General features: G+C 38.1%; 23 protein-coding genes and 1 pseudogene. All 24 read left to right on the top strand.

All coding sequences use genetic code 11. From position 1 onward, the window contains the following. Window positions 1-2: 2 nt before the first annotated feature. The 24 genes and pseudogenes from nagB (at window position 3) to H8698_RS00285 (ending at window position 23,017) form a co-directional block, all read left to right on the top strand. Window positions 3-731, top strand: a complete 729-nt coding sequence (gene nagB, locus H8698_RS00395; protein WP_249310538.1) for a glucosamine-6-phosphate deaminase — start codon at window positions 3-5, stop codon at window positions 729-731. Further along, window positions 715-1,851, top strand: a complete 1,137-nt coding sequence (gene nagA, locus H8698_RS00390) for an N-acetylglucosamine-6-phosphate deacetylase (protein WP_249310537.1) — start codon at window positions 715-717, stop codon at window positions 1,849-1,851. Before nagB ends, nagA begins: the two co-directional genes overlap by 17 nt. 124 nt (window positions 1,852-1,975) lie before the next feature. Further along, window positions 1,976-2,827, top strand: a complete 852-nt coding sequence (locus H8698_RS00385) for a tyrosine-type recombinase/integrase (RefSeq protein WP_249310536.1) — start codon at window positions 1,976-1,978, stop codon at window positions 2,825-2,827. A 367-nt stretch (window positions 2,828-3,194) separates the two neighbouring features. Next, window positions 3,195-3,755, top strand: coding sequence for a TetR family transcriptional regulator (locus tag H8698_RS00380; RefSeq protein ID WP_249310535.1), 561 nt, complete (start codon window positions 3,195-3,197; stop codon window positions 3,753-3,755). Between the two features lie 152 nt (window positions 3,756-3,907). After that, window positions 3,908-4,108 (top strand): annotated as a pseudogene (locus tag H8698_RS00375) (DegT/DnrJ/EryC1/StrS family aminotransferase); the annotation flags it as partial. A 3-nt stretch (window positions 4,109-4,111) separates the two neighbouring features. Beyond that, window positions 4,112-4,456, top strand: coding sequence for a sugar transferase (locus H8698_RS13465; protein WP_430393561.1), 345 nt, complete (start codon window positions 4,112-4,114; stop codon window positions 4,454-4,456). A gap of 865 nt (window positions 4,457-5,321) precedes the next feature. Then, a complete protein-coding gene (locus H8698_RS00365) occupies window positions 5,322-6,050 on the top strand; it encodes a sugar transferase (protein WP_249310533.1) in 729 nt (242 codons plus the stop codon). 23 nt (window positions 6,051-6,073) lie between these two features. After that, window positions 6,074-7,009 carry an aldo/keto reductase gene (locus tag H8698_RS00360; protein ID WP_249310531.1) on the top strand — a complete coding sequence of 312 codons (936 nt, stop codon included), beginning with the start codon at window positions 6,074-6,076 and terminating at the stop codon, window positions 7,007-7,009. Next, window positions 7,006-7,989 (top strand): transketolase, encoded by a 984-nt coding sequence (locus H8698_RS00355; protein WP_249310529.1) that lies wholly within the window; start codon window positions 7,006-7,008, stop codon window positions 7,987-7,989. The genes H8698_RS00360 and H8698_RS00355 overlap by 4 nt, the downstream gene beginning before the upstream one ends. After that, window positions 7,989-8,915: a transketolase family protein gene (locus tag H8698_RS00350; RefSeq protein WP_249310527.1), complete on the top strand. Its 927-nt coding sequence runs from the start codon at window positions 7,989-7,991 to the stop codon at window positions 8,913-8,915. The genes H8698_RS00355 and H8698_RS00350 overlap by 1 nt, the downstream gene beginning before the upstream one ends. Then, window positions 8,912-10,036 (top strand): glycosyltransferase, encoded by a 1,125-nt coding sequence (locus H8698_RS00345; RefSeq protein ID WP_249310525.1) that lies wholly within the window; start codon window positions 8,912-8,914, stop codon window positions 10,034-10,036. The genes H8698_RS00350 and H8698_RS00345 overlap by 4 nt, the downstream gene beginning before the upstream one ends. Window positions 10,037-10,057: 21 nt before the next feature. After that, the gene (locus H8698_RS00340; RefSeq protein WP_249310523.1) at window positions 10,058-10,801 is read left to right on the top strand and encodes a CDP-alcohol phosphatidyltransferase family protein; all 744 of its coding nucleotides are present in this window, start codon (window positions 10,058-10,060) and stop codon (window positions 10,799-10,801) included. A 15-nt stretch (window positions 10,802-10,816) separates the two neighbouring features. Then, the gene (locus H8698_RS00335; protein WP_249310521.1) at window positions 10,817-12,217 is read left to right on the top strand and encodes a glycosyltransferase; all 1,401 of its coding nucleotides are present in this window, start codon (window positions 10,817-10,819) and stop codon (window positions 12,215-12,217) included. A gap of 15 nt (window positions 12,218-12,232) precedes the next feature. Then, a complete protein-coding gene (locus H8698_RS00330) occupies window positions 12,233-13,462 on the top strand; it encodes a glycosyltransferase (protein WP_249310520.1) in 1,230 nt (409 codons plus the stop codon). Window positions 13,463-13,476: 14 nt separating this feature from the next. After that, window positions 13,477-14,205, top strand: a complete 729-nt coding sequence (locus H8698_RS00325; protein WP_249310519.1) for a glycosyltransferase — start codon at window positions 13,477-13,479, stop codon at window positions 14,203-14,205. 100 nt (window positions 14,206-14,305) lie between these two features. Beyond that, on the top strand, window positions 14,306-14,512 hold the full coding sequence (locus H8698_RS13460; RefSeq protein WP_430393554.1) for a glycosyltransferase: 207 nt from the start codon (window positions 14,306-14,308) through the stop codon (window positions 14,510-14,512). A gap of 172 nt (window positions 14,513-14,684) precedes the next feature. After that, the gene (locus H8698_RS00320) at window positions 14,685-15,209 is read left to right on the top strand and encodes a glycosyltransferase (RefSeq protein WP_249310518.1); all 525 of its coding nucleotides are present in this window, start codon (window positions 14,685-14,687) and stop codon (window positions 15,207-15,209) included. Further along, the gene (locus H8698_RS00315; RefSeq protein ID WP_249310517.1) at window positions 15,206-16,408 is read left to right on the top strand and encodes a glycosyltransferase family 4 protein; all 1,203 of its coding nucleotides are present in this window, start codon (window positions 15,206-15,208) and stop codon (window positions 16,406-16,408) included. The genes H8698_RS00320 and H8698_RS00315 overlap by 4 nt, the downstream gene beginning before the upstream one ends. After that, window positions 16,386-17,177 carry a hypothetical protein gene (locus H8698_RS00310; RefSeq protein WP_249310516.1) on the top strand — a complete coding sequence of 264 codons (792 nt, stop codon included), beginning with the start codon at window positions 16,386-16,388 and terminating at the stop codon, window positions 17,175-17,177. Before H8698_RS00315 ends, H8698_RS00310 begins: the two co-directional genes overlap by 23 nt. Window positions 17,178-17,189: 12 nt before the next feature. Next, on the top strand, window positions 17,190-18,179 hold the full coding sequence (locus H8698_RS00305) for a glycosyltransferase family 2 protein (protein WP_249310515.1): 990 nt from the start codon (window positions 17,190-17,192) through the stop codon (window positions 18,177-18,179). Further along, complete coding sequence (locus tag H8698_RS00300) at window positions 18,176-19,714, top strand: lipopolysaccharide biosynthesis protein (protein WP_249310513.1); 1,539 nt, start codon at window positions 18,176-18,178, stop codon at window positions 19,712-19,714. Before H8698_RS00305 ends, H8698_RS00300 begins: the two co-directional genes overlap by 4 nt. Beyond that, entirely contained in the window at window positions 19,711-20,664 is a 954-nt protein-coding gene (locus H8698_RS00295) for a hypothetical protein (protein WP_249310511.1), read from the top strand. The genes H8698_RS00300 and H8698_RS00295 overlap by 4 nt, the downstream gene beginning before the upstream one ends. 198 nt (window positions 20,665-20,862) lie before the next feature. Continuing rightward, entirely contained in the window at window positions 20,863-21,897 is a 1,035-nt protein-coding gene (locus H8698_RS00290; RefSeq protein ID WP_249310510.1) for a hypothetical protein, read from the top strand. Between the two features lie 82 nt (window positions 21,898-21,979). After that, window positions 21,980-23,017, top strand: a complete 1,038-nt coding sequence (locus tag H8698_RS00285) for a polysaccharide biosynthesis protein (RefSeq protein ID WP_249310509.1) — start codon at window positions 21,980-21,982, stop codon at window positions 23,015-23,017. The last annotated feature ends 362 nt before the right edge of the window (window positions 23,018-23,379 follow it).

Raw genomic sequence — 23,379 nt, 5'->3', positions numbered from 1 at the left:
ACATGCGGGTGATACTTTGTAATACTTATGAGGAACTATCGAAAAACGCAGCAAAGCTGGTTGCCAGCCAAATTTGCTTAAAGCCAAACTGCGTTTTGGGGCTTGCCACAGGCGCAACGCCAATTGGTATGTATGAGGAGCTTGTGCGTCTTTACAACGCCGGCGAGATTGATTTTAAAGACGTGGTTACGTTTAACTTAGACGAATATTATCCCATTTCGCCTGACAACCCGCAGAGTTATCACTATTTTATGAATCAGCATTTATGCGGCCGGGTAAATCTTGCGCCGGAAAATGTTCACATCTTAAATGGCGAAACAGATGACCCGGAAACAGAATGTGATGCTTTTGACGCATTAATTGAGAGCTGTGACGGAATTGACTTGCAGATTTTAGGAATTGGACGAAACGGCCACATTGGATTTAACGAGCCGGATGATGCGTTAAACACCTCCACGCACATTACTGACCTGACAGAAAGCACCATTGAGGCCAACGCAAGATTTTTTGACAGCATTGAGAGTGTTCCCAAACAGGCACTGACAATGGGGATAGCAACTATTTTAAAGTCCAGAAAAATCATTCTTTTGGCAAACGGAAAAGAAAAACATGATGCAGTGAGCCAGCTGTTAACAGAAGAAATCGACACGGAAGTTCCTGCCACAATGTTAAAGGTGCACCCGGATGTTGTTTTAATCTGCGACAGGGAGGCGTATGGCGATGTGGATTAAGGGCGGCAAGCTTTTAAATGACGACTTTCAGTTTATTACAGGCGACCTGCAAACAAACGGTGAACAGATTGAAGCAATTGGAAGCTGTGAGAAAGCGAAAGCAATTGACGCCAGCGGCTGCTATGTTGTGCCGGGGTTTATCGACACGCATATGCACGGCGCAATGGGAAAAACATTTATTGATTTTGATGCAGACACATTTGAAACAATAGCAGGTTTTGAAGCAAAAAACGGAACTACCTCGCTGGTGCCAGCGTTGTCGGCAGCAAAAGAGGAAAAGCTGATTTCCTCTATTCAATATTTACGCAGCTGTGCTGAAAACACAAAGAAAAACTGCGCCGCTGTTTATGGAATTCATTTAGAAGGCCCCTATTTTTCTTTAAAGTATAAGGGGGCGCATCTGCCGGAAAATATTCGAAATCCTGATGTTCAGGAATTTGAAAGGCTGTTAAATGCCGCAGGGAGATATTTAAAAATTATTACAATGGCGCCGGAACTGCCCGGTGCAGACAGCGTAATTCAAAAAGCCTGTGAAGCAGGCGTTTGCGTTTCGGCGGGCCACACAGACGCAGTTTTTGAACAAGTGAAACATGCACTTTCACTTGGATTAAAGCAGGGAACGCACCTTTTTAACGCCATGCGTCCGCTCTCTCACAGAGAACCGGGCACGGCCGGGGCGCTTCTTTCAGATGAAACGGTAAAATGCGAACTCATTTGCGATTTTGTTCACATTCACCCTGAGGTAGTGAAATTGGTTTATAAAATTAAGGGCAGGCACAAGATAAACCTGATAACCGACTCGGAAATTGCCGCAGGCATGCCGGACGGGGATTACTGCGTGAACGGACGAGTGCTGTCGGTGAGAGATAAAAAAACCTTTACGGAAGACGGTTCTTTGGCCGGCGGATATTCCTGTTTAATTGACTGTGTTAAAAATTTGGTGTCTGTGGGCATCCCTCTTGAGGACGCCTGTATGATGGCGTCGAAAAATCCGGCAGAAACAGCAGGTATTTATCATAAAACCGGAAGTTTAACACCGGGAAAACTTGCCGACATTTTAATTTTAAATGACAAGCTTGCGATAAAACACGTTATTCTGCGCGGAACGTTAATTTTTTGAACAAAAAGGACCAAAATGTGGTCCTTTTTTTATCTTATGATTTCAACAGAATTGCACAAACTATTGACAACTTCTAAAAAAGTTTGATACGAATGTTACATTTAGAAAAAAGGAGTTGTTCAATATGAGAACGATAAGTGAAAATTTAATTGGAAGCTTTAAAACGCATTTGCTAAACGAAGAAAAGTCTGCATCAACGCTGGAAAAGTATATTCACGACTGTACGGTGTTTTCTGTCTGGCTGGGAAGCCGGACGATGAGCAAGGAGCTTGTGCTGGAATATAAGCAGGGCATAATGCAAAAGCTTGCGCCCGCCAGCGTTAATGCGGTAATTTCATCGCTAAACAGTTTTTTTGAGTTTTGTGACCGCGTAGACTGCAAAATAAAATCTGTAAAAATTCAAAAACAAATTTTTGCATCTAGCGAAAAGGAACTGACAAAATCTGACTATGAAAAGCTGTTAAAAGCGGCGCTTAATAATGGCAATGAAAGATTGTTCTACCTGATGCAGACTATTTGTTCTACAGGAATAAGGGTTTCGGAACTGAAATTTATAACCGTGGAAGCGGTAGAGTCGAGAGAAGCTTTTATCAACTGCAAGGGAAAAATGCGCGTGGTTATGCTGACAAAACAGCTTTGCAAAATTTTGAAAGAGTATGTAAAACGAAACAAAATAATAAGAGGGCCTGTTTTTGTTACAAGAACAGGACGGCCACTGAACAGGAGCAATATATGGGCCGATATGAAAAAGCTTTGTGATTCTGCTGGCGTTTCTAAAGACAAAGTGTTTCCTCACAATCTACGTCATTTATTTGCGAAAACCTATTATTCTCTGCACAAAGACATAGTAAGGCTTGCAGATATATTGGGACACGCAAGTGTAAACACCACAAGGATTTACACAATGGAGAGCGGAGAAATTCACAGGCAACAAATTCAGGAATTAAATTTGTTATATCAACAAATTAAAAAATAAACAACCTAATTCTCATTATGTTGTTGCTATATAGTATCATGTTACATAATTCTCATTATGTTGTGTAAAAAATAAAAAGCAGCCCTCCACGGCTGCTTACACACTTCAAAAAAAGCAAAACACACTGTAAAATAGAATGACAAAATAACCAATGAAGAAAATTGAACTTTCATTGGTTTTGTTTGTTATGCCAAAATAATTGTAATTACATCCAAAAACGACAAAAGCTATTGACAAATTGCAATAAATATAGTATCATATTCTTGTGAATAACTTTGTTACACTTCTTGTTTACAACATAATGAGAATTATGTTGTGAACTGTTTTTTTGCCTATATTTAGAACACTTGTTCTGCGGGGGATAATCGTGATTTCATTTGACGAAAAACAGATTCGGAAAGAAAAAATTTTAGAAACAAGTTTAAACGTGTTTGTGAAAAATGGGCTTGAGAATACGAGCATGAGAAGAATTGCATCTGCCTGCGAAATTTATGCATCGAATATGTATGAATATTTTAAGTCTAAAGATGTGCTTATTATTGAATGTATCAAGCTTTATATGCGAAATCTTAACGTTATCTTTCAAAAAGAGCTTCAAAGCTTGTCTTCCGATTTAAAAGAAGAGGTTCGCCGTTTTTTTCTGCTGTTTACGAAAGAAAAATTCATGATGCGTTTTATTTATCAGGTGGTTTCAAGCCCTAAGTATGGAGAACTTGGACGCAGAGAACTTTCAAATATTTATATGGAATATATTCGGTATTCAGATAAGCTGGCAGCTGTTTACGGATTGAACAAAGACAAATTTGAATCAATTCTCCTGCTTTTTGTTGCAACCATTCATGATTTCTGCCTGTGGGAAAACGAAGAACTGGCAAATATAAAATTAAGCTGCATTTATAATTTGATTGATAAGGAGCTCGGTGCATGATCGAAAAAGAGAAAGAACGAATTGATGATGAGGGCATAGATTTACTAAATTTACTGTTAAATCTGTGGAACCATAAATTATTAATCCTTGTTTTAGCTTGCATTGCTGCTTTATTTATGTTTGTTAAAACAGCTTTTTCACAGATTTTACCTATACTGCTTATTTGTGATGAATATGGTGTGCTCTTGTTTGAAGATGCAGCTGAAAGTCTTGGAGCAACCTATAAAGGAAAACAAACGGGCACTTTCGGGAAATATGGTATTTTTTCTTTTAACGGAAACAAAATTATCACTACGTCCGGTGGTGGAATGTTGGTGTCGGACGATGAAGAACGTCTGAAAAAGGTTTTATATTGAATTACACAGGCGCGGGAACCAGCGCTGTGGTATCAATCAGCGTATGGAACTGGGAACCCCTTTTTTGAACAGTTTAGACCTGAAAAAGATGAAAAAATTTTCAAGCTATTCAAGTTTAAAACGATGAGCAACGCGAAAGATAAGGCTGGTAACTTACCTCCAGACTTTCAGAGCTTGAATACTTACGGCAGATTTTTGCGCAGCATGTCACTTGATGAGTTGCTTGAACTTTTGAACATAGTTGCCATAACCATGTCTCTAGTAGAGGGTAGAGGTATAATAGAGACAACCAAGAAAAGTGTTGATTTTTCAAGGATTGTCACGGTTAATTCAATTTCGCTATGAGGTTTTGTGCGAGGTTGGGAAAGGCAATGGCAGCCGATAAATCGATGGCTTCTTAATTGCTTATTTTGACCCAATCTGATAAGCGTACAAAATTTGATAAGGAGGTTGAATTAGCCGCGCATGGAAAAATCGCTCGGCTATTTGTCATTCCATAAAATCAAACGGAGAAATGAGTAAGGTACATGGTTGATAAACTAAATTTGTTATTGCAAACAATCACGCTGCAACACGATATGGTTTAGTTTATTGGTCTGTGTTACTGCTTTGGTAAGCAGGCTATTTATATTACTTTCATTTGGTTAAAACATTTCAACAAATAACAAGAAGCTAAGAGGAAAAGAAAAAATGGAATTTTGCCCTATTGAAAAGAGAGTTTCTTGATGTTGAGATAATAGGAACAAGTGGAATTTTGGAGAAAATGATGAGAAAAACGAGGATTTTGGTAGCTAATGTATTAAGAACATATGATTCATGAGAAGCTAACTTAACTCTAAGCTCTCCGACTATGCATGGGAATAAAGACCATTAGAATTTGAGATTCTAGCGGGCTTTGGCGAGTTGAACACAGCAAGCTAGCTACGTGAAGGAGAAATATGATAGGAAAGATGAGTAAGACGACTGATGCAGCTGTGGATATAGAGCAGACTAAAAGGTCAGGTGCAGAGCAGTCGAAATGCAACAAAGACCAAAATGATTGCAATACTGGTCAGGCAGGCTGCAATAACGGTTAGCCGGACTGGATAAAAGAACATTCACAAAATACGGAGCTGCGCCGAACCTCTTTGGTGGGGCGTAATTAAGTAACAAACCTTTAACGGAGTACGAAATCAATGAATAAAGAAGGATTTATGAGGGAGAAAATTGAATGAGCGTGAATGAGATGGTTGATGCGCAGGCTTCGATTGAAATATCGAAAGCGCCGGATATAGATGCGTCAACAGTTATAGGATATAAGAGTTTATATAACCGTTTGGTGAAACGTGTAATAGATTTTGTATTAGCTTCTGTTATTACAGTCTGTGTTTCTCCAATCCTTGCGATTGCTTCCATTGCAATCTTTATCGAGGATGGAATGCCGATTCTGTATCGGGCCGAACGCGGTGGATTACACGCCAAGCCTTTTAAAATATGTAAATTCCGGTCAATGGTAAAAAATGCTGATAAGAACGGCGGAGGTACAACGGCGCTTCGTGATAAACGGATTACTAGGACAGGAAATATTCTGCGTAAAACTAAGATCGATGAATTCCCTAATCTATATAATATTCTGGTTGGACAGATGAGCTTTGTCGGACCAAGACCGGAGCTTCTGCGATATACAAATCAATACAAAGGTGTTGAAAAACTGATCTTAGAGGTTCGTCCGGGAATAACTGATTACAGTTCGATTGAATTTATTAATCTTGATGAAATTGTTGGCAGTGGAAATGCCGATGAAATATACGAGCAGAAAGTATTACCGAAGAAAAATAGGCTTAGAATCAAATATGCTGCTGATGTATCCTTGAGAACTGATATAAAAATATTCTTTATGACTGTTTATAAAGTGATTGAGAAAGCATTTGGATTTCTTTTCAAAGGAAAACATCGGTAGGGTTTTACATATCGGAGGATAATATGGATTACATAACTCTTAAAAATTCAGATTTAACGGTATCTCGCCTGTGTATGGGCGGATGCCCGATGGGCGGATATGGCTGGGGCAATGTTGAGGAACAGAATTTGATAGATGCTATTTGTGCAGCATTTGATTCAGGAATTACGATGTTTGATACAGCAGATACCTATGGACTCGGTCAGTCAGAGATTACCTTGGGGAAGGGGTTAGCCAATAAACGCAAAGATGTTGTGATTGCAACTAAATTTGGGGTTCGTGTTGAAAACGGCAGTACTTTTTATGATAACAGCCCTGCTTGGATTCGAACAGCAATAGAAAACAGCCTGAAAAGACTTGGAACAGATTATATCGATTTATATCAAATACATTATCGAGATGGAATTACGCCAATTGCCGAAGTTTTAGGGGAGCTGGAAAATCTAAAACAAGAAGGAAAAATACGTTACTATGGATTAAGCAATATCCACAAAGAGGATATATCTGAACTACAAGATTATAAGGGCAAGTTTGTCACTTTCCAGGACGAATATAGTTTGGCTTGTCGTAAACATGAGAAGGATATGTTTGAACTTTCCGAAGCACTTCAGCTGACACCGCTCACGTGGGGAAGCCTTGGGCAGGGTATCCTGACAGGTAAATATGATCGCAGCAGTACTTTCGGGAGGGATGATCGAAGAAGCCGAGACACCTATGTGAACTTTCACGGAGAGAAATTACTTAAAAATTTGGAAATAGTGGATGCGATGAAAGAAATTGCAGGCGAAGTCGACAAGCCTTTATCTGCAATCGCAATACGTTTTATTTTGGATTATGTACCGAATTCCATTGTATTGGCAGGGGTGAAAAATCCCAAACAATTATATGGAAACTGTGAAGCATTTGACTGGGAGTTAAGCGCAGACCAGATAGAAAAACTGGAGGAAATAAGTAGATGACAAGTGAGCAGTTAGCCTGGTTAATCAGAAGACATGGGGTTGAAATGACGCATCTATCCGGGGGCAGTCATATCGGGGCGATTATGTCTGTGGCAGATATTATTGCAGTTTTATATGCAGACGTTCTGAATTATAAACCGGATGAGCCTAAATGGGGTGGGAGGGACCGAATGATTCTTAGTAAAGGTCATGCGGGTGCGTCCATTTATGCCGCACTGGCCGAGTCCGGATTTTTCCCGGTTGAGGAATTAAAAACACATTACGCAAACGGTAGCAGACTTTCCGGGCATGTATCGCACCATCTTCCGGGAGTAGATTTTTCCACCGGTTCGCTGGGACACGGACTTTCAGCCGGTGTCGGTATGGCATATGCTTTAAAAAAAGACAGAAAAGAAAACAGAGTATATGTTGTTTTGGGCGACGGTGAGTGTAATGAAGGTTCTGTATGGGAAGCGGCTGAAGTTGCAAACCATAATAGGCTGAACAATTTGATAGCGGTTGTGGATTATAACCATATGCAGTCTATGGATTTCTGTGATAACACAATTGAAGTTGTTGATATGGGCGGCAAATGGCGTGCTTTTGGATGGAATGTGATTGAAATAGACGGAAATAATCATGTTGAACTGAAAAAAGCATTTGGAGAGGCAAATGGATCCGCTGAAAAACCAACCGTTATTGTTGCGAATACAACAAAAGGAAAAGGCGTCAGCTTTATGGAAAACGATATTTTGTGGCATTACAGGTTCCCGCATGACGGTTGGGAATATGATTGCGCAGTAAATGAACTCTATACCGTAAAGCCCAATGGAATAGAGGATCCCTACACGCCGGGAGGAATCAAAAATCCGGCTTTACCGGGGAAGAATGCCGATATTTACCATGACCATACAACCACGTATACGTGGCATCCGAGCTACCCCGTAAGAGAACGGATTTCAGTGGAGTTGGGAAAGAATTGTTCCGGGAGGTACAAGTAATGCGTGATACATTTGTACGCACTTTAATTGAAGAGGCGAAAAAGAACAAGAATATTGAACTAATTACCGGTGACTTGGGATTTGGTGTTTTAAAGCCGTTTTATGAGGCACTACCTGACCAGTTTACAAATGTCGGCATTGCGGAGCAGAACATGACAACGATGGCCGCGGGCATGGCGCTGGAAGGGAAGACAGTTTTTACATACTCGATAGGAAATTTCCCGACGCTTCGTTGTCTCGAGCAGATAAGGAACGACTGTGCTTATCACAATGCCAGCGTAAAGATAGTCTGCATTGGCGGTGGTTTTGTTTATGGAAGCCTGGGAATGAGCCATCAGGCAACAGAGGATATTGCAGTATTACGTACATTACCGGATGTGACTGTTGTCTGCCCTGGTGATTTGGTTGAGGCAGAAGAAGCGACTAAGGCTATCGCAAATATGCTGGGGACATGTTATTTAAGGCTTGGACGCGGAGGAGAGAAACGTGTCCATAAGAAGATAGATGCTTTTAGAATCGGAAAAGCGATAAAAATTAGAGAGTCTGAGGGAAGAGGAAGGACAGCAGTGTTCTCCACAGGAGCTATTTTGGATGACACAACTGATGCTTGCAATGAGCTTATAAAAGAAGGGTATGGAATATCGCAGTATAGCTTCCCGACGGTTAAGCCTATTGATACCGATGTCATTAAAAACTGCGCCAAGAACTGTGACTATATCGTAACAGTAGAGGAACACAATGTAATTGGTGGTCTTGGCGGAGCCGTTGCGGAAGTAATGGCAGAGTACGGCGGAAAAGCCAGATTAGTGAGGTTAGGACTTAATGACCAGTACTGCGTGAGCGTTGGAAACCAGAACTACTTAAGGGAACAGTACGGAATGGATAAGGGAACAATAATTAATCGAATTAAAGAGATGATGGTATGAAAAATATACTAATTACATCGACAGATCTTATGATGATTCAATTTTTGATCCCTCACGTTATTTACTTAAGCAAAAATGGATACGAAGTAACAATTGCCTGTTCAAATGTGGGCAATAGAATGGAAGAGATAAAGCAGAAAATCGGTAATAAGATAGGGTTCCGCGAGGTACGACTTTGCAGGAAACCTTTAAAACTAGGAAATCTGAAAGGGTATAAAGATTTAAAAGACCTTATTGAAAATGGAAATTTTGACTTAATTTGGACAAACGAACCGGTAATGGGCGTTATGACTAGGCTTGCAGCAATAGGGGAACGAAAAAAAGGATGTAGTGTATTGTATGTTGCACACGGCTTTCATTTTTATAAGGGAGCATCATGGTTAAAATGGGCTTTATTTTGCCCAATAGAAAAATGGATGTCCAGATACACAGATCAGATTATAACAATTAATGAAGAGGACTACAGATTTGCGGAAAAACATTTTCGAGAAGCTAATGTTGTGAAGTATCCGGGCATTGGTGTAGATACAACTAAATTTAAATCAACTAGTGTATATAAAAAGAATAAATGCGATGCGTTGGGTATTCCTTATGATAAGACTATATTTATATCTGTAGGTGAATTAGAAAAAAGAAAGAATCATGAAACTACCATTCAAGCTTTTGCTAAAGCAGATATGCAGGATGCTATCTTGATTATTTGCGGCGTGGGCTCCCATGAAGAAAAGTTAAGACAAATGATACTGAATATGAATCTGTTAAATAAGGTTTATCTACTGGGATATCGTCACGACATAGCAGAGTTGCTGAGCATTTCTGATGTATTTGTTTTCTCCACATTTCAAGAAGGATTATCAGTGGCTCTAATGGAAGCAATGTCCAATGAGATATTGTGCGCTGTGTCAAAAATAAGAGGAAATGTTGATCTCATAGAAAAGGGCAAAGGAATTTATTTCAATCCAAACTCAGTTGAGTCCTGCAAGGAGGCATTGCTTTTAGCAAAAGAAAAAATAGGGAAGGTAAGTTCAATATTAGCATACAACAAAGAAAAAGTACAGCAATTTGATTTGCGATACGTTAGAATGAGGCTTTTAAAAACAATAAATATATTGATGGATTAAATTAATGAGGAGATAACAAATATGAAGTACACCATGAAGCAGATATTACAATCATATACGCCCGAAAAAAGGAAAAAGTCATGCTTTTGGGCACGCTTTTTTAGTAGACCTTTGTCATTTCCGCTAACATATATTTTTATAAATTGCGGACTCACAGCCAATACGGTATCTGTAATATCTATGATTGAATCACTTTTGGCGAGTTTATTTATTATGTTAGGTGGAAGATTTACACCAATAGGAGTGGGAATGTTTGTGTTATGGCATATATTGGATTGTTGCGATGGAAATATTGCCAGAGTAAAAAAAACAAGCTCATACGGAGGAGAGTATTTTGATGCAGTAAGCGGATATACAGCTCCGGCCTTTGTTTACCTTGCTGTTGGAGTTGCAGCATACCATACAACAACCATAACAACTGATTATAGCTATTGGTTTATAGTATTGGGAGGAGTAGCTTCCGTATCGGACATTTTAGGGAGGCTAATTTATCAGAAATACATAGTGACAGAATATCGTTTAAATTTAATAGAAGAAGAGAAAAATATAGATGAGGTGCGAAATAGTGGGATTCATCACATTGCAGATCTAATTATCAAGAATATGGGTTTCTCTTCGTCATTTATGCCCTTGTTTATTTGTGCTTGTATTTTTCATAAATTTGATTTTTTGATATCGATTTATAGTATATATTGCTTTTTGGTTATGCTTGGAAGTGGAATCTTTTTCGTAAAAAAAGGCTTTGCATTAGACAAGCGAGTTTAAAGAGGTTATATTTGCATGAAGAAGTATAAAATTGGATATACACAAGGTGTTTACGATTTATTTCACGTGGGGCATTTAAATTTGTTAAACTTGGCTAAAAAAGATTGTGATAAATTAGTGGTTGGCGTTAATAGCGACGATCTGGTCATGAAATATAAAAATCACGCGCCTCATATCAGTGATAGTATGAGATTGGAAATAATAAAAAACATTAAGGCAGTAGATCATGCCTTTTTGACTGATTCATTAGATAAAGAGCAAATTTGGCAACAAACGCATTTTGATGCGATTTTTATTGGGGATGACTGGAAAGGAAACGAAAGGTGGATCGCAACTGAAAAAGCACTGAAGCCGTATGGGGTGGATGTTGTATATTTGCCTTATACCAAAGGGATTTCTTCGACAAAAATAAGAAAATCTTTGCAAGAGAAAGAAACAGGAATCAAATATTCCGTTATTACCCCGGTTTTTAATTCGTATAAATTTATGAACTTCTTTTTTAAAACGGTCGAGGAAAATAAAAAACGTAGGGATATAGAGTTTATTTTAATTGATGATTGTTCGACGGATCGTACATATGAACAACTGGAACAATATATAAACGATAGTGAAGCTAATTTAAAATTATTTAAAACAAATGAAAATGGAGGGCCAGGTGGGGCAAGAAACCTGGGGATAAAAAAGTCTGTTGGTAAATGGATTGTGTTCTTGGATAGCGATGATGGCCTTTGTGTTGACTTTTTCGAAAAGCTGGATCGTGTTTCGGCAGATGATAGGATAGATTGTATTATCTATGACAGCTTGGTATATGACAAAAATAATAAGGTTGTACAGCGGGCATCTTCAATGTATGGAAAAGGTGCTGGAAAGATTACAGCAGAAGAGGCTATCGCATTTAGCATACCGGGTATCAGAAAATGTGTTAAGCGAACAGCAATCTGTGATAATGCTATTTACTTTCCGCATTTTATGAGAGCCGAAGATTTTGCTTTTTATACGATGCTTTTTTCGCATACACCTGGTATCGTGATTGAGTATGTCAAGGAACCCTTATATTTTATTCATCAAAGGGCAGGGTCATTATCGCATAACGGAATCAAAGAAAATGTTTTTCCAGAGGTGTATGCATATCTCTATAAGAATACAGATAAATCTCTTCATTTTGCAATACAGATTTCTTCTATCAGATTATTGCTTTATGGAGGGGTGCTGCTGCTCACAGAAAATAGGGCTGCTAATGGAGAATTAAGAAAATATATTGATGAGTATGAAAGGAATTATCCGGATTGGTATCAGTCAAATGGAAGAAAAATTTTAAGCAGATCAAAAAAAGTTTTTCTTTTCTGTGTAAAGTATCGCCTGTTCATTATGATACGATTATATGTGATGTTGCATAAGAAAATGACGACAAGATAGTTGAGAGGTGTTCTAATGAAATGTATCTTTTTGGGAGGTTTATATCCTAAGGAAATACAGGTCGAACTATTCCAATATAGCCATGGAAAGCTATCGTTTGCGGCGAATCTGCATCAGTGGAACATGATAGAAGGTTTGGAAAGCAATTTAAAATGTCCGGTAGATTTGATAAGTGCGTATTTTCTTCCGACATATCCTAAGTATGAATACAAAAAAGTGAAAAGTTTCTCATGGAGACACTGTAATGGGGCAAACGATATTGGACTGGGTTTCATTAATATACGTGGCATACGGCAATTTGATCAGGCTAGACAGTTTTATGCATGTTTAAAACGATGGCTAGTGAAAAATTACGATGAGAAAAGGAAGATAGTCTTTATTTATACTTTGAGTTATCCAATGATGAGCGCAGTATATAAATTAAAAAAAAGAGGATTTTCATTTCATGCGTGTTTGATAGTCCCTGATATTCCAAGCCTTTTGGCTCATTATGGAGAACGAAAGGATTTATACAGCAAGTTAACAATAGCTTATAATCTTAAACATTTGGACTTTTATTTGTCGGCAGCTGATTCCTTTGTATTGTTAACGGAACAGATGAAAGATATGTTGAAAGTTGGACGGAAACCCTACTGTGTGATAGATGGATTGTATTCTGTGAAGAATAAATTTGAGGATGCTATTGAGAACAGCGGTAAAACGATGGTATATACAGGTTCATTGCACAGAGAATATGGAATTTGCGAGTTATTATCGGCATTTTGCTGTGAGGAAAGTGAGGACTGGAAACTGATTATCGCCGGTAGTGGAAACGCGGAGGATGAAGTAAAAAAAGCGGAAAAGGAACAATCTAACATAGTATTCCTTGGAACTCTGCAAATGCCAGAGATATTGAAGCTGCAGAGGGAAGCAACGATACTTGTTAATCCGCGTCCGGTAGATGGAATAGATGCGAAATATTCATTCCCGTCTAAGACGATGGAATATATGCTGTCTGGAAGACCTGTATTTATGAATCTTTTGCCCGGAATGGATCCAATTTATGCGGATTATCTTCTTACGCCGGAAAGATTTCAAACAGATTCTTTTAAGAAGGCTTTGCCCATGGTAATGAAGATGGAGCAAAAAGAATTGAATATGATTGGAAAAAAGGCACAAATGTATGTGCTCGATCATAAGGCCAGTAACGTACAGATGAAAAAAGTTGTTGACATGATTGATGTCAGCTTACATAGAGAGAAGTAGAGGAGACATTATCAATGAAAATTGTTTCTATTAATTCCGTTCCGTATGGAAGTACTGGACACATTATGAAAGATATAACGCATTATGCAAATCTGACAGGGAATATGGCACAGTGTTACTGCAGGAAATGGAAAGACAATAAAGCTGAAGCTATTGCCATTCCATTTGGAAGTTATTTGGAGAATGCTGTACATGTTGTATTATCCCAAATAACAGGCTTAAATGGTTGTTTTTCGCTTCTTGGGACATACAAATTATTAAAAGAAATCACGAAGATAAATCCAGACATCATACATTTGCACAACCTGCACTTTTGGTACATAAATCTTCCTATGCTGTTTCATTATATCAAGAAACATAACATCCGCACGGTATGGACACTGCACGATTGCTGGTCGTTTACCGGGCAATGTCCACACTTTACCATGGTAAAGTGTAATAAATGGAAAACAGGATGTTATGATTGTGAGCAATATAGATTATATCCGCAGGCATATGTTGATCAAACCAAACTGATGTATCGATTGAAGAAAAAATGGTTTACAGGAATAGAGAACATGACGATTGTAACGCCTTCACAATGGCTGGCAGATTTAGTGAAACAATCATTCCTGTCCGATTATCCTGTGAAAGTAATTAATAATGGAATTGATTTGAATGTATTCAAGCCGACTGAGAGTGATTTCCGTGAGACACATGGCATTACTCCAAAATCTGGGGGGGGGGGGAGTATCTTCTCTTAGGAGTAGTGATTGGATGGAGTAAATTAAAGGGACTGGATGTGTTTATTAAGCTTTGAGGTATGCTTGTCTAATAACTATAAAATTATGCTAGTTGGAACAAATGCAGCTGTTGATAAAATTGCCGGCTAATATTATTTCGATTCATAGAACATCTAATCAAAAGCAATTGGCTGAGATTTATTCAGTGGCAGATGTTTTCCTCAATCCGACGGGAGAAGAGATGTTTGGTATGGTAAGCATAGAGAGCCTTTTATGTGGAACGCCTGTTGTAAACATTCAAAACTGGAGGATGCCCGGAGTGTCTTGATGCGAGTAGCGGCATTTTTGCAGAGAAGGAAGATATTATAGGGTTGATATCGGCTGTTAGGAATATTTGTGAGAAAAAAGCGGTTTGCTTGGAAGGCTGTTTGAAACGTGCGAAAGAATTCGCAGATACTGATAAGATGAAAGAATATATTTAGATTATATGAGAGGTTATGATGAAAAAGTATATGGTTTTGGGTGTGGCTTTCGGTTGGGGTAAACGAAAGGGTCTGGATGTATTTATTGAATTAGCAAAAATGCTGGGGAATGAATATCAAATCGTTTTGGTCGGAACAGACGAACAAATTGATAAATTACTTCCTGATAATATTGTATCTATACACAGAACACAAAACAAAAAAGAATTAGCAGAGATTTACACAGCAGCGGATGTGTTTGTTAATCCGTCCAGAGAAGATAATTATCCGACAGTAAACATGGAGGCAATTGCCTGCGGTACGCCCGTTGTCACATTTGATACCGGGGGGAGCCCGGAAGAAGTTGATCCAACATGCGGAGGTGTCGTTAGTTGCGATGATGTTGAAGCATTAAAATTGGAAATTATCCGTATATGTAATGAAAAGCCTTTTTGTAAAGAGGGCTGTGTTGCACATGCTGCAGCATTTAATAAAGATATTAAATATAAACAATACATAGGCCTTTACCAGAGTATTATTGAATCCGAGGAGCAGAAAAGATGAAATTAGCCATTGTTTCCAATTTTTTGAATCATCATCAGCTTCCGTTATGTAAAGCCTTTTTTGGTGAATTAGGAGAAGATTTTGTCTTTATTGCCACAGAAATGCTGCCGGAGGAGAGACGTGAATTAGGATATCAGAATATGAACAATAAATATTCATTTTGTAGATTAGCATATTTATTCGGAGAAGCGGAGAGGTGTAAAGAAATCCTTTACGAGAGTGACGTTGTGATTTTCGCATATGGATCGGTTCCGATTGATCTCGTAAAAAGGAGGATCAGAGACAATAAATTAACGTTCTTTTATATGGAAAGAATCTTCAAGAAACATAGCTTTGAAGATGTATCTTTCAAAAGAAAGCTTGCAATTTGGAGTAAACATCGTTTCTTTTCTAACAAAAACGTATATGTGTTATGCGCAAGTGCCTTTACAGCCTTAGATTTTAGCTGTTTTCATTTGTATAGAAATAAAATGTATAAATGGGGATATTTTCCGGAAGTAGATATGGAAAATTTTCAAAAACGAACAGACGGACAGGTAAAATTACTATGGGTCGGAAGATTTATTGATTGGAAACATCCTGAACTTGCGGTTAATGTTATGGCGGATTTGAAGAAAATCGGCTACAAGAACGTGAGTTTGACCATGATTGGATCCGGTCCTCTATTTGATTCGATTAAAAAAATGGCAGATAAATCCGCGGCTTACTCTGATATTGAATTTACGGGTAGTATGTCTCCTGAGGAAGTGCGTACGTATATGAAGCAATCGGACTTTTTTTTAATGACCAGCGACAGGCAAGAGGGATGGGGAGCCGTTTTAAATGAGGCGATGAACAGCGGTTGTGTTCCGATTGCAAACCATATGATAGGAGCGGTTCCATACCTTATTAAGCAGTGGAAAAATGGAGTATGTTATCGAGATGGTTGCTATGATGAGTTGTTATCTGCGGTGCGGTTTTTGATAGAGAATCCTGACATTAGAACATCAATGGCATGGGAAGCCAGAGATACAATCACAGATTTATGGAATCCGGGGTATGTAGCACAGCGCTTTTTGTTCACACTATCACAAATGAATAACATGAAGGAACAATTTTTCTTTGCGGAAGGACCAATGAGCAAAGCTAATATAATCGAAGAAGAATACATCGAAGAAGTAGAAGAGGATGATTTCCATGAGCGTATCAATACTGATTAATACATGCGATAAATATGAAAAAATATGGCCTGTTTTTTTCAAAGAATTTCAACGGTTTTGGCCGAAATGTGAATATAAAGTATATTTGAATACGGAAACAAAATCTTATTCTTGTGATGGTCTGGATATTAATCCGTTAAATATTCGTACCGATGTCCGTGAGGCAGCATGGTCTGGCAGATTAGAAGATGCATTAAAACGAATTGATTCCGAGTTTATTATAACGATTTTGGATGATTTTATATTTGAAGAACAGGTTGATGCAGACGAGCTCGAAAAGTGTGTACTACGTATGGAGCAGGATTATTCGATTGGCGTGGTTCAATTTACTTGTGGAAAAGGAACATATGGAAGATGCAAAAACTATCCAGAATGGGAAGAACAAATGCCAGGAGATAAATACAGGATCAATTGCCAGGCGGCGCTTTGGAATAAAAGTTATTTTCTAAAACTGCTTCGGAGATTTGAAAGTCCGTGGGAATTTGAAAAATACGGCAGTTTTAGAAGCAGAAGATATAAAGAAAAAGTTTATGCATGGGCCTCGGAAGAGAATTATGTTTTTACATACAATTGGGGTAAACCAATAATTGGCGGGAAATGGAATTTAGATGAGGTCGAAAGACTGGAGAATAAGTTGGGAATTAAATTTGATTTGTCCGGTCGGGAATGTATACGAAACTATTATGAAACCATTAAGCTTAAAGGAAAGCCAAAACGTGACCTGAGATGGTGTATAAAAAAAATCAGCCATATTCGTTCGCTGATATAAAAGGGGATCAACATGAAAAGACCACTTATTTCGATTATAGTCCCGGTATACCGCGTGGAAAAATACATTTGTAAATGCGTAGAAAGCTTGCTGGAACAAACCTATGAAAATATAGAGATTATCCTGATTGATGACGGTTCTCCAGATCGATGCGGAGAATTCTGTGATGAATTTGCAAGAAAAGATTCCAGAGTTATCGTATTACATCAAAGAAACGCAGGTCTGGCCAGCGCAAGAAACGCAGGTCTGGCTATTGCAAAAGGTACTTATATAGGTTTTTGTGATAGCGATGACTTTGTAGACAAAGATATGTATGAGTTTCTCTTAAAAACCCTGACTGAAAACAATTGCGACATAGCTGCCTGTTCATTTAAGAAATTTTCAGAAAAAGGTGAAATCATCGGAGAACAGGAAGAGGCAGAAACAATAATACTTAATAATAGGCAAGCAATGAAGGAACTTTTAAATGATGAGCTTATTGGAAGCCAGCCATGCAACAAATTGTTTCATAGAAATTTATGGGATGGAATATTGTTTCCGAAAGGACGAGTATATGAAGATATAGCAATCATGCACGAGGTATTTGCAAATGCTGACAAAGTAGTGGTTAAGTCAGCTGGAAAGTATCATTACTTTATCCGGGAGGATTCTACTTCTTATACACAAAATGCGAAGTGGGGGTACGATCTCTTTTCAGCCTTTAGGGATAGATATAAATTTGTTGAAAAAAACTATTCGGAATTCTTGACTAAGGCATATGAAAGACTGATAGGCATTGCTGTTGGAATGTACATTCATTTGCAGCATTTTAAACGTACTCCAAAAATTAGGACTTGGGAGAAGGAGATAAGAGAATGCCTTGAGCAGCAAAAGAAACGCATCTTAAAATGTAAATCTGTGAGCACACAAAGAAAATGTGATGCTTTTCTGATTTTGTATTTTCCGGTAATAATCAGTGTCAAGCATAGGATTCTTTATAAATTAAGGAGACCAATTAGATGAAAAATACGCGAACCGAAAATGCAATGCGAAATGTTAGTACTGCGGTAGTGGGACAGATATTTAATATTGTACTCAACTTTATATGCAGGACAATTTTTATATATGCGTTAGGCAAAGAGTATCTGGGAGTAAGCGGCCTTTTTAGCAACATCCTTACAATCATGTCCTTAGCTGAATTGGGTATTGGCGACGCAATCGTCTATAAAATGTACAAACCGGTTGCAGACAAGGATTATGAGCGAATTAAGATGTATATGCAATTTTATAAAAAAGCATATTGGATCATAGGAACGGTGGTTTTTGGGGCAGGGCTTGTATTAATACCATTTTTGCAGTATTTGATTTCTGGCGGTGAAGGTATAGAACATATAAAATTCATATATTTTCTGTATCTGTTTAATACGGCGTCAACATATTTCTTTTCATATAAGAAATTAATTATTAACACAGATCAAAAAGGATATATCGACACAATTAATCGATACCTATTTCTGATATTGCAAAATATAGTTCAAATAATTGTACTTCTTCTATGGAAGGATTTTGTTATTTATCTGCTCGTGCAGATAAATGCCAATTTAATAGCGAATATTCGTATATCAAAAGTGGCTACTAAGATGTACCCTTTTATAAATGAAAAGGCACAGAAGCTCCCGGAGAAAGATAAACACGAGATATTCAAACAAACGATGGCGTTAGTTATGCACAAATTAGGGGGAGTGTGCGTATCAGGGACGGATAACCTGCTGCTTTCAGCTTTTGTTGGAATCGGATGGGTCGGTATATATTCAAATTACGTGACGATTTTAGGAATTCCGCAGACATTATTGGCATATATTTTTAGCCCGCTTACAGCTAGTATTGGAAATTTAATTAACACGGAAAATACGAATCACTTAAAAAAAACATTTGATAAATTGTTGTTTGTTAATTTTTGGATGTATGGTTTTAGTAGTATTTGCCTGTTTGTGCTCTTAAATAGCTTTATAGGCAAGGTGTGGATTGATGAAAGCTATTTGCTGGGATTACCGATTGTATTTTTTATTGTGCTAAATTTTTATATCACTGGGATGCGCCAGGTCATCTCCGCTTTTAAATCCTCGGCAGGATTATTTTGGAATGATCGTTTTAGGCCTATTGCTGAGGCGGCAGTGAATTTAGTTGCGTCTTTGATTCTATTAAAATTCACTGGATTTATCGGAGTGATCATAGGTACGACTATTTCGGCACTGACGACAACATTTTGGGTTGAAGCAGAAATTGTTTATAAGCATGTTCTCGATGAAAAGCCTTATAAATTTTTTATTGTTTACACCAAATATCTTGCAAGTACTATTGCAGGCGGAATTTTGTGCTGTGCAATTTGCAATTTAATAGAAGTGAACGGATTGCTTACATTTATTTTGCAATTAATAATATGTGTTACTGTTAGTAATCTTTTCTTTGTGTTGTTATATTTTAGAACTACGAAATTCAAGGAACTCTGGCATCAATTTTTTGCTAGTATTATTAAAAGGAGATTTTCGTTACGATGAGGGAAATAAATAGATTAGATTATAACCTTGGGTTATTAAATAGCTTCTATAGAAAAACATACAAAAAAATTGTGAAAAAAGATGCGCCATACTATTATATAAACGGTAATAGGGTAATCAGTTATCCTCGTGAAGTAAATCAAATGTTTAGCCGTATGATTTGCGAAGACGCTCCATTTATGGCGGCGAGGTTTGGGTCTGTGGAACTCTCTGCAATTAATGAGCTGTACAAAGGAAAGCTGGATAAGGATTACAGATATTCAAAAAAAGTGATGCATACGCTTTGCTTTAATGCGGGCTTTTTCCCGGAAGAAGAAAAATACATAGAACAATTTGGACAATTGATGGTATCCGATTGTAAATATCTTGATGTAATTGGATTGTGGAATGATATGTTAGAAATATTCACTATCAAAACATTTGCGTCTAATGCGCAGGGAGTAAAACTTTATTGCTTCGAACCGTATTATGATATTGAATCTTCTTGGACCCATGCACTTGCTGGAAAAAAAGTATTGATTGTACATCCTTTTGCAAATACGATTAGTAATCAATTTAAGAATAAAGATAAATTGTTTGATGATGGGTTTTGGCCTGAATGCAAATTGATTACCTATAAAGCGATTCAAACAATCGCAGGAGAAAAGGATACACGGTTCCAAAACTGGTTTGAGGCGTTAAAATATATGATAACTGATATTCAAAAGTTGAATTTCGATATTGCAATCATTGGATGCGGAGCGTATGGATTTCCACTGGCAGCTGCGGTTAAACGAATGGGAAAGCAAGCCATACATTTGGGAGGAGCTACGCAGCTTTTGTTTGGTATCCGGGGAAATCGTTGGGAAAATTCAGAGCTAAGACGATTTTTTAATGAATATTGGGTGAAACCAGGCATAGATGAAATACCAAGTCATGCTGGAAAAATTGAAAACGGATGCTACTGGTGAGGTTGAATCCATATGGATAGAATTGAAGATAAGTTTCTTAGAATCCACCTTGATTACAATAACACAATAATATATACATTGCTTTTCCTGATGAGCATAAATTTTATGAATATGTTTTATAAAATTTTTCTTCTATTTGTTCTGTGTTCAGTTTTAATAGGCGGGAAATATATAATTCCACGCAAGGAGATATTGCGTATGGCATTTTTGTTTTTATTTTCTGCAATATATATATATGTTTATAACCAAATGGGAGAAAGAAACATTTCCAAGGCAATTATATTGTTTAGTTTCCCTTCTATGTTTTGGATTGGCTATTCGCAGCGTATTGACTTAAAAAAATGGGATCTGCCTATTTGGGTTGTTGTTATTGGTTTAGGCTTGCACGGGGCAATGAATTTTCTTAATAATAGAACATTACTGGTAACATCCGAAGTTCGGTCTACCGTTGATGTGTGGACGAAATCTGAATGGATTATGACAGGTCAGATTTCACTTTTTATTATGCTTGCTGGGGTTACGTATTATATATTTTCTGCACTGAAAATGCAAGATAAACCTTTCTTGAAAATAACGTTGATTTGCCTTTGGACAGTAGGAATGTTATATAACGCCTTTGGGTCAACACGAACAGTTGTTTATGCGTCGATAATCAATGTGATCCTGTGTATTGCAGTGACAATAATTAAATTTCATTATGATTTGAAACGACAGCTAAAATATATGTTTTATGTTCTGCTGGTAATATTCATTATATATATGGTTTATTCGCTGAATTTATTTGGGATAAAAACATGGATTTCTGACTTGCCTTTGTTTAGACGGATAATTCGCTTGAACGCAGTCAATAAAGTATCGGATTTATCAACGAGACAAGGTCAGATTACAGCTGCATTGAGCCAAATATTTGTACACCCTTGGGGGAAATATACAATGCGATTTTCTTCAACATTGGATTTTATCCATAATACTTGGCTGAATATAGCATATACTACCGGCATCATTCCGGCATTTCTGTTTTTCGTCTACTGCATTCTGTCCTTAAAAGATGCATTTTGCATTGTTAAATATGGTTCAGATTGGAAAGCAGCTTTGCTTATTTTGGGTATTTTTAGTTCGATAATGACTTACTGGTGTTTAGAACCTGTTTGTGAAGCGGTTCCAAGTGTCATTTCATTGTTTTGTTTTATACATGGATATGCAATGGCCTGTTTTGAAAAGGGGGCTTTATAAAATAATAAAGAATTTACAGGGCCTAAGAGGCCTTATGAGTATTATCGTGATACTTAAAGATTTTTAATAGGAGTTTGTAAATATGAATACATCAAAATTTTTTAAAGACAAAACATTAATGATCACGGGAGGAACGGGATCTTTCGGCTCGACAGTCCTTAAACATTTTCTGGACTCTGATCTCAAAGAAATCCGTATTTTCTCACGTGACGAGAAGAAACAGGACGACATGCGGCATGACCTACAGGCGAAGCATCCAGAGATGGCTTCAAAGGTCAGATTTTACATAGGCGATGTCCGCAATATGAGATCTGTTCAGAATGCTGTTCAGGGCGTGGACTTTCTTTTCCATGCAGCAGCATTAAAGCAGGTTCCATCCTGTGAGTTCTTCCCAATGGAGGCTGTCTGGACGAACGTAGAAGGAACAGATAATGTTCTTCATGCTGCCGTTGACGCAGGAGTGAAACGTATAGTGTGTTTGTCTACAGATAAAGCGGCCTATCCTATTAACGCTATGGGGATAAGTAAGGCGATGATGGAGAAGGTCATCGGTGCCAACGCTCGTGTGGCTGCCGGGAAGACAACCATCTGTTGTACTCGTTACGGTAATGTCATGTGCAGCCGCGGCTCTGTTATACCGCTCTTCATTGACCAGATAAAGGCGGGAAATCCGATCACCATTACAAATCCGAATATGACACGGTTTCTGATGAATCTGGACGAGGCGGTAGACCTGGTGTTGTTTGCTTTTGAGCACGGAGAACCGGGTGACTTATTCGTGCAGAAGTCAGATGCTAGCACAATCGGAGATTTGGCTAAGGCTGTGCAGAAACTTTTCGATGATACAGGAACGAGAATTATCGGGACAAGACACGGCGAGAAGTTATACGAGACGCTGATGACAAATGAAGAGTGCACCAGAAGTGTGGATATGGGCGATTATTACCGTGTGCCTCCGGATGGCCGTGACCTGAATTATGATAAGTTCTTTGTGGAAGGACAAGTCCAGACGCAGGCGGACGAGGCGTACACCAGTCACAATACGAAACGATTAGACGTAGACGGAACCGTGCAGAAGATCCTGACGACGGATTATGTGAAAGAAGCGTTGGAAAACTAGAAAAAGTAAGGAGTCGTTGATATGAAAAGATTGAAAGGCTTGGATGTTTTGCGAGGGCTTATGTCATTAAATGTGATTCTATGTCATTTTATATGCGCATATTATCCTGAAATGTACACTCTGTCGTGGACTGAAAAGTATGCGAGGGGGGACGGGACTGGAGATATTTGCCTCCTCTCCGTTGTCTGCGCTGATTAACGGCAACATAGCGGTACAATACTTTTTGTGCTTTCCGGCTTTTTGACGGCGAGCAGCGTATTTAAAAAGAAAGATATTGACTTGTTTCAAAGCACAGTAGGACGTTATTTGAGACTTTTCCCTGTGGTGGCTACTGCAACATTATTTTCGCTTGTGCTTATGTT

Source organism: Congzhengia minquanensis, assembly GCF_014384785.1.
GTDB lineage: Bacteria > Bacillota > Clostridia > UBA1381 > UBA9506 > Congzhengia > Congzhengia minquanensis.
Note: the sequence above shows the minus strand (reverse complement) of the source record. Positions and strands in the feature narration are given on the sequence as shown.

Coding starts and splice junctions, on each gene's coding strand:
- nagB (WP_249310538.1), top strand. CDS start 3: ATGCGGGTGATACTTTGTAATACTTATGAGGAACTATCGAAAAACGCA.
- nagA (WP_249310537.1), top strand. CDS start 715: ATGGCGATGTGGATTAAGGGCGGCAAGCTTTTAAATGACGACTTTCAG.
- H8698_RS00385 (WP_249310536.1), top strand. CDS start 1,976: ATGAGAACGATAAGTGAAAATTTAATTGGAAGCTTTAAAACGCATTTG.
- H8698_RS00365 (WP_249310533.1), top strand. CDS start 5,322: ATGAGCGTGAATGAGATGGTTGATGCGCAGGCTTCGATTGAAATATCG.
- H8698_RS00360 (WP_249310531.1), top strand. CDS start 6,074: ATGGATTACATAACTCTTAAAAATTCAGATTTAACGGTATCTCGCCTG.
- H8698_RS00355 (WP_249310529.1), top strand. CDS start 7,006: ATGACAAGTGAGCAGTTAGCCTGGTTAATCAGAAGACATGGGGTTGAA.
- H8698_RS00350 (WP_249310527.1), top strand. CDS start 7,989: ATGCGTGATACATTTGTACGCACTTTAATTGAAGAGGCGAAAAAGAAC.
- H8698_RS00345 (WP_249310525.1), top strand. CDS start 8,912: ATGAAAAATATACTAATTACATCGACAGATCTTATGATGATTCAATTT.
- H8698_RS00340 (WP_249310523.1), top strand. CDS start 10,058: ATGAAGTACACCATGAAGCAGATATTACAATCATATACGCCCGAAAAA.
- H8698_RS00335 (WP_249310521.1), top strand. CDS start 10,817: ATGAAGAAGTATAAAATTGGATATACACAAGGTGTTTACGATTTATTT.
- H8698_RS00330 (WP_249310520.1), top strand. CDS start 12,233: ATGAAATGTATCTTTTTGGGAGGTTTATATCCTAAGGAAATACAGGTC.
- H8698_RS00325 (WP_249310519.1), top strand. CDS start 13,477: ATGAAAATTGTTTCTATTAATTCCGTTCCGTATGGAAGTACTGGACAC.
- H8698_RS13460 (WP_430393554.1), top strand. CDS start 14,306: ATGCAGCTGTTGATAAAATTGCCGGCTAATATTATTTCGATTCATAGA.
- H8698_RS00320 (WP_249310518.1), top strand. CDS start 14,685: ATGAAAAAGTATATGGTTTTGGGTGTGGCTTTCGGTTGGGGTAAACGA.
- H8698_RS00315 (WP_249310517.1), top strand. CDS start 15,206: ATGAAATTAGCCATTGTTTCCAATTTTTTGAATCATCATCAGCTTCCG.
- H8698_RS00310 (WP_249310516.1), top strand. CDS start 16,386: ATGAGCGTATCAATACTGATTAATACATGCGATAAATATGAAAAAATA.
- H8698_RS00305 (WP_249310515.1), top strand. CDS start 17,190: ATGAAAAGACCACTTATTTCGATTATAGTCCCGGTATACCGCGTGGAA.
- H8698_RS00300 (WP_249310513.1), top strand. CDS start 18,176: ATGAAAAATACGCGAACCGAAAATGCAATGCGAAATGTTAGTACTGCG.
- H8698_RS00295 (WP_249310511.1), top strand. CDS start 19,711: ATGAGGGAAATAAATAGATTAGATTATAACCTTGGGTTATTAAATAGC.
- H8698_RS00290 (WP_249310510.1), top strand. CDS start 20,863: ATGGCATTTTTGTTTTTATTTTCTGCAATATATATATATGTTTATAAC.
- H8698_RS00285 (WP_249310509.1), top strand. CDS start 21,980: ATGAATACATCAAAATTTTTTAAAGACAAAACATTAATGATCACGGGA.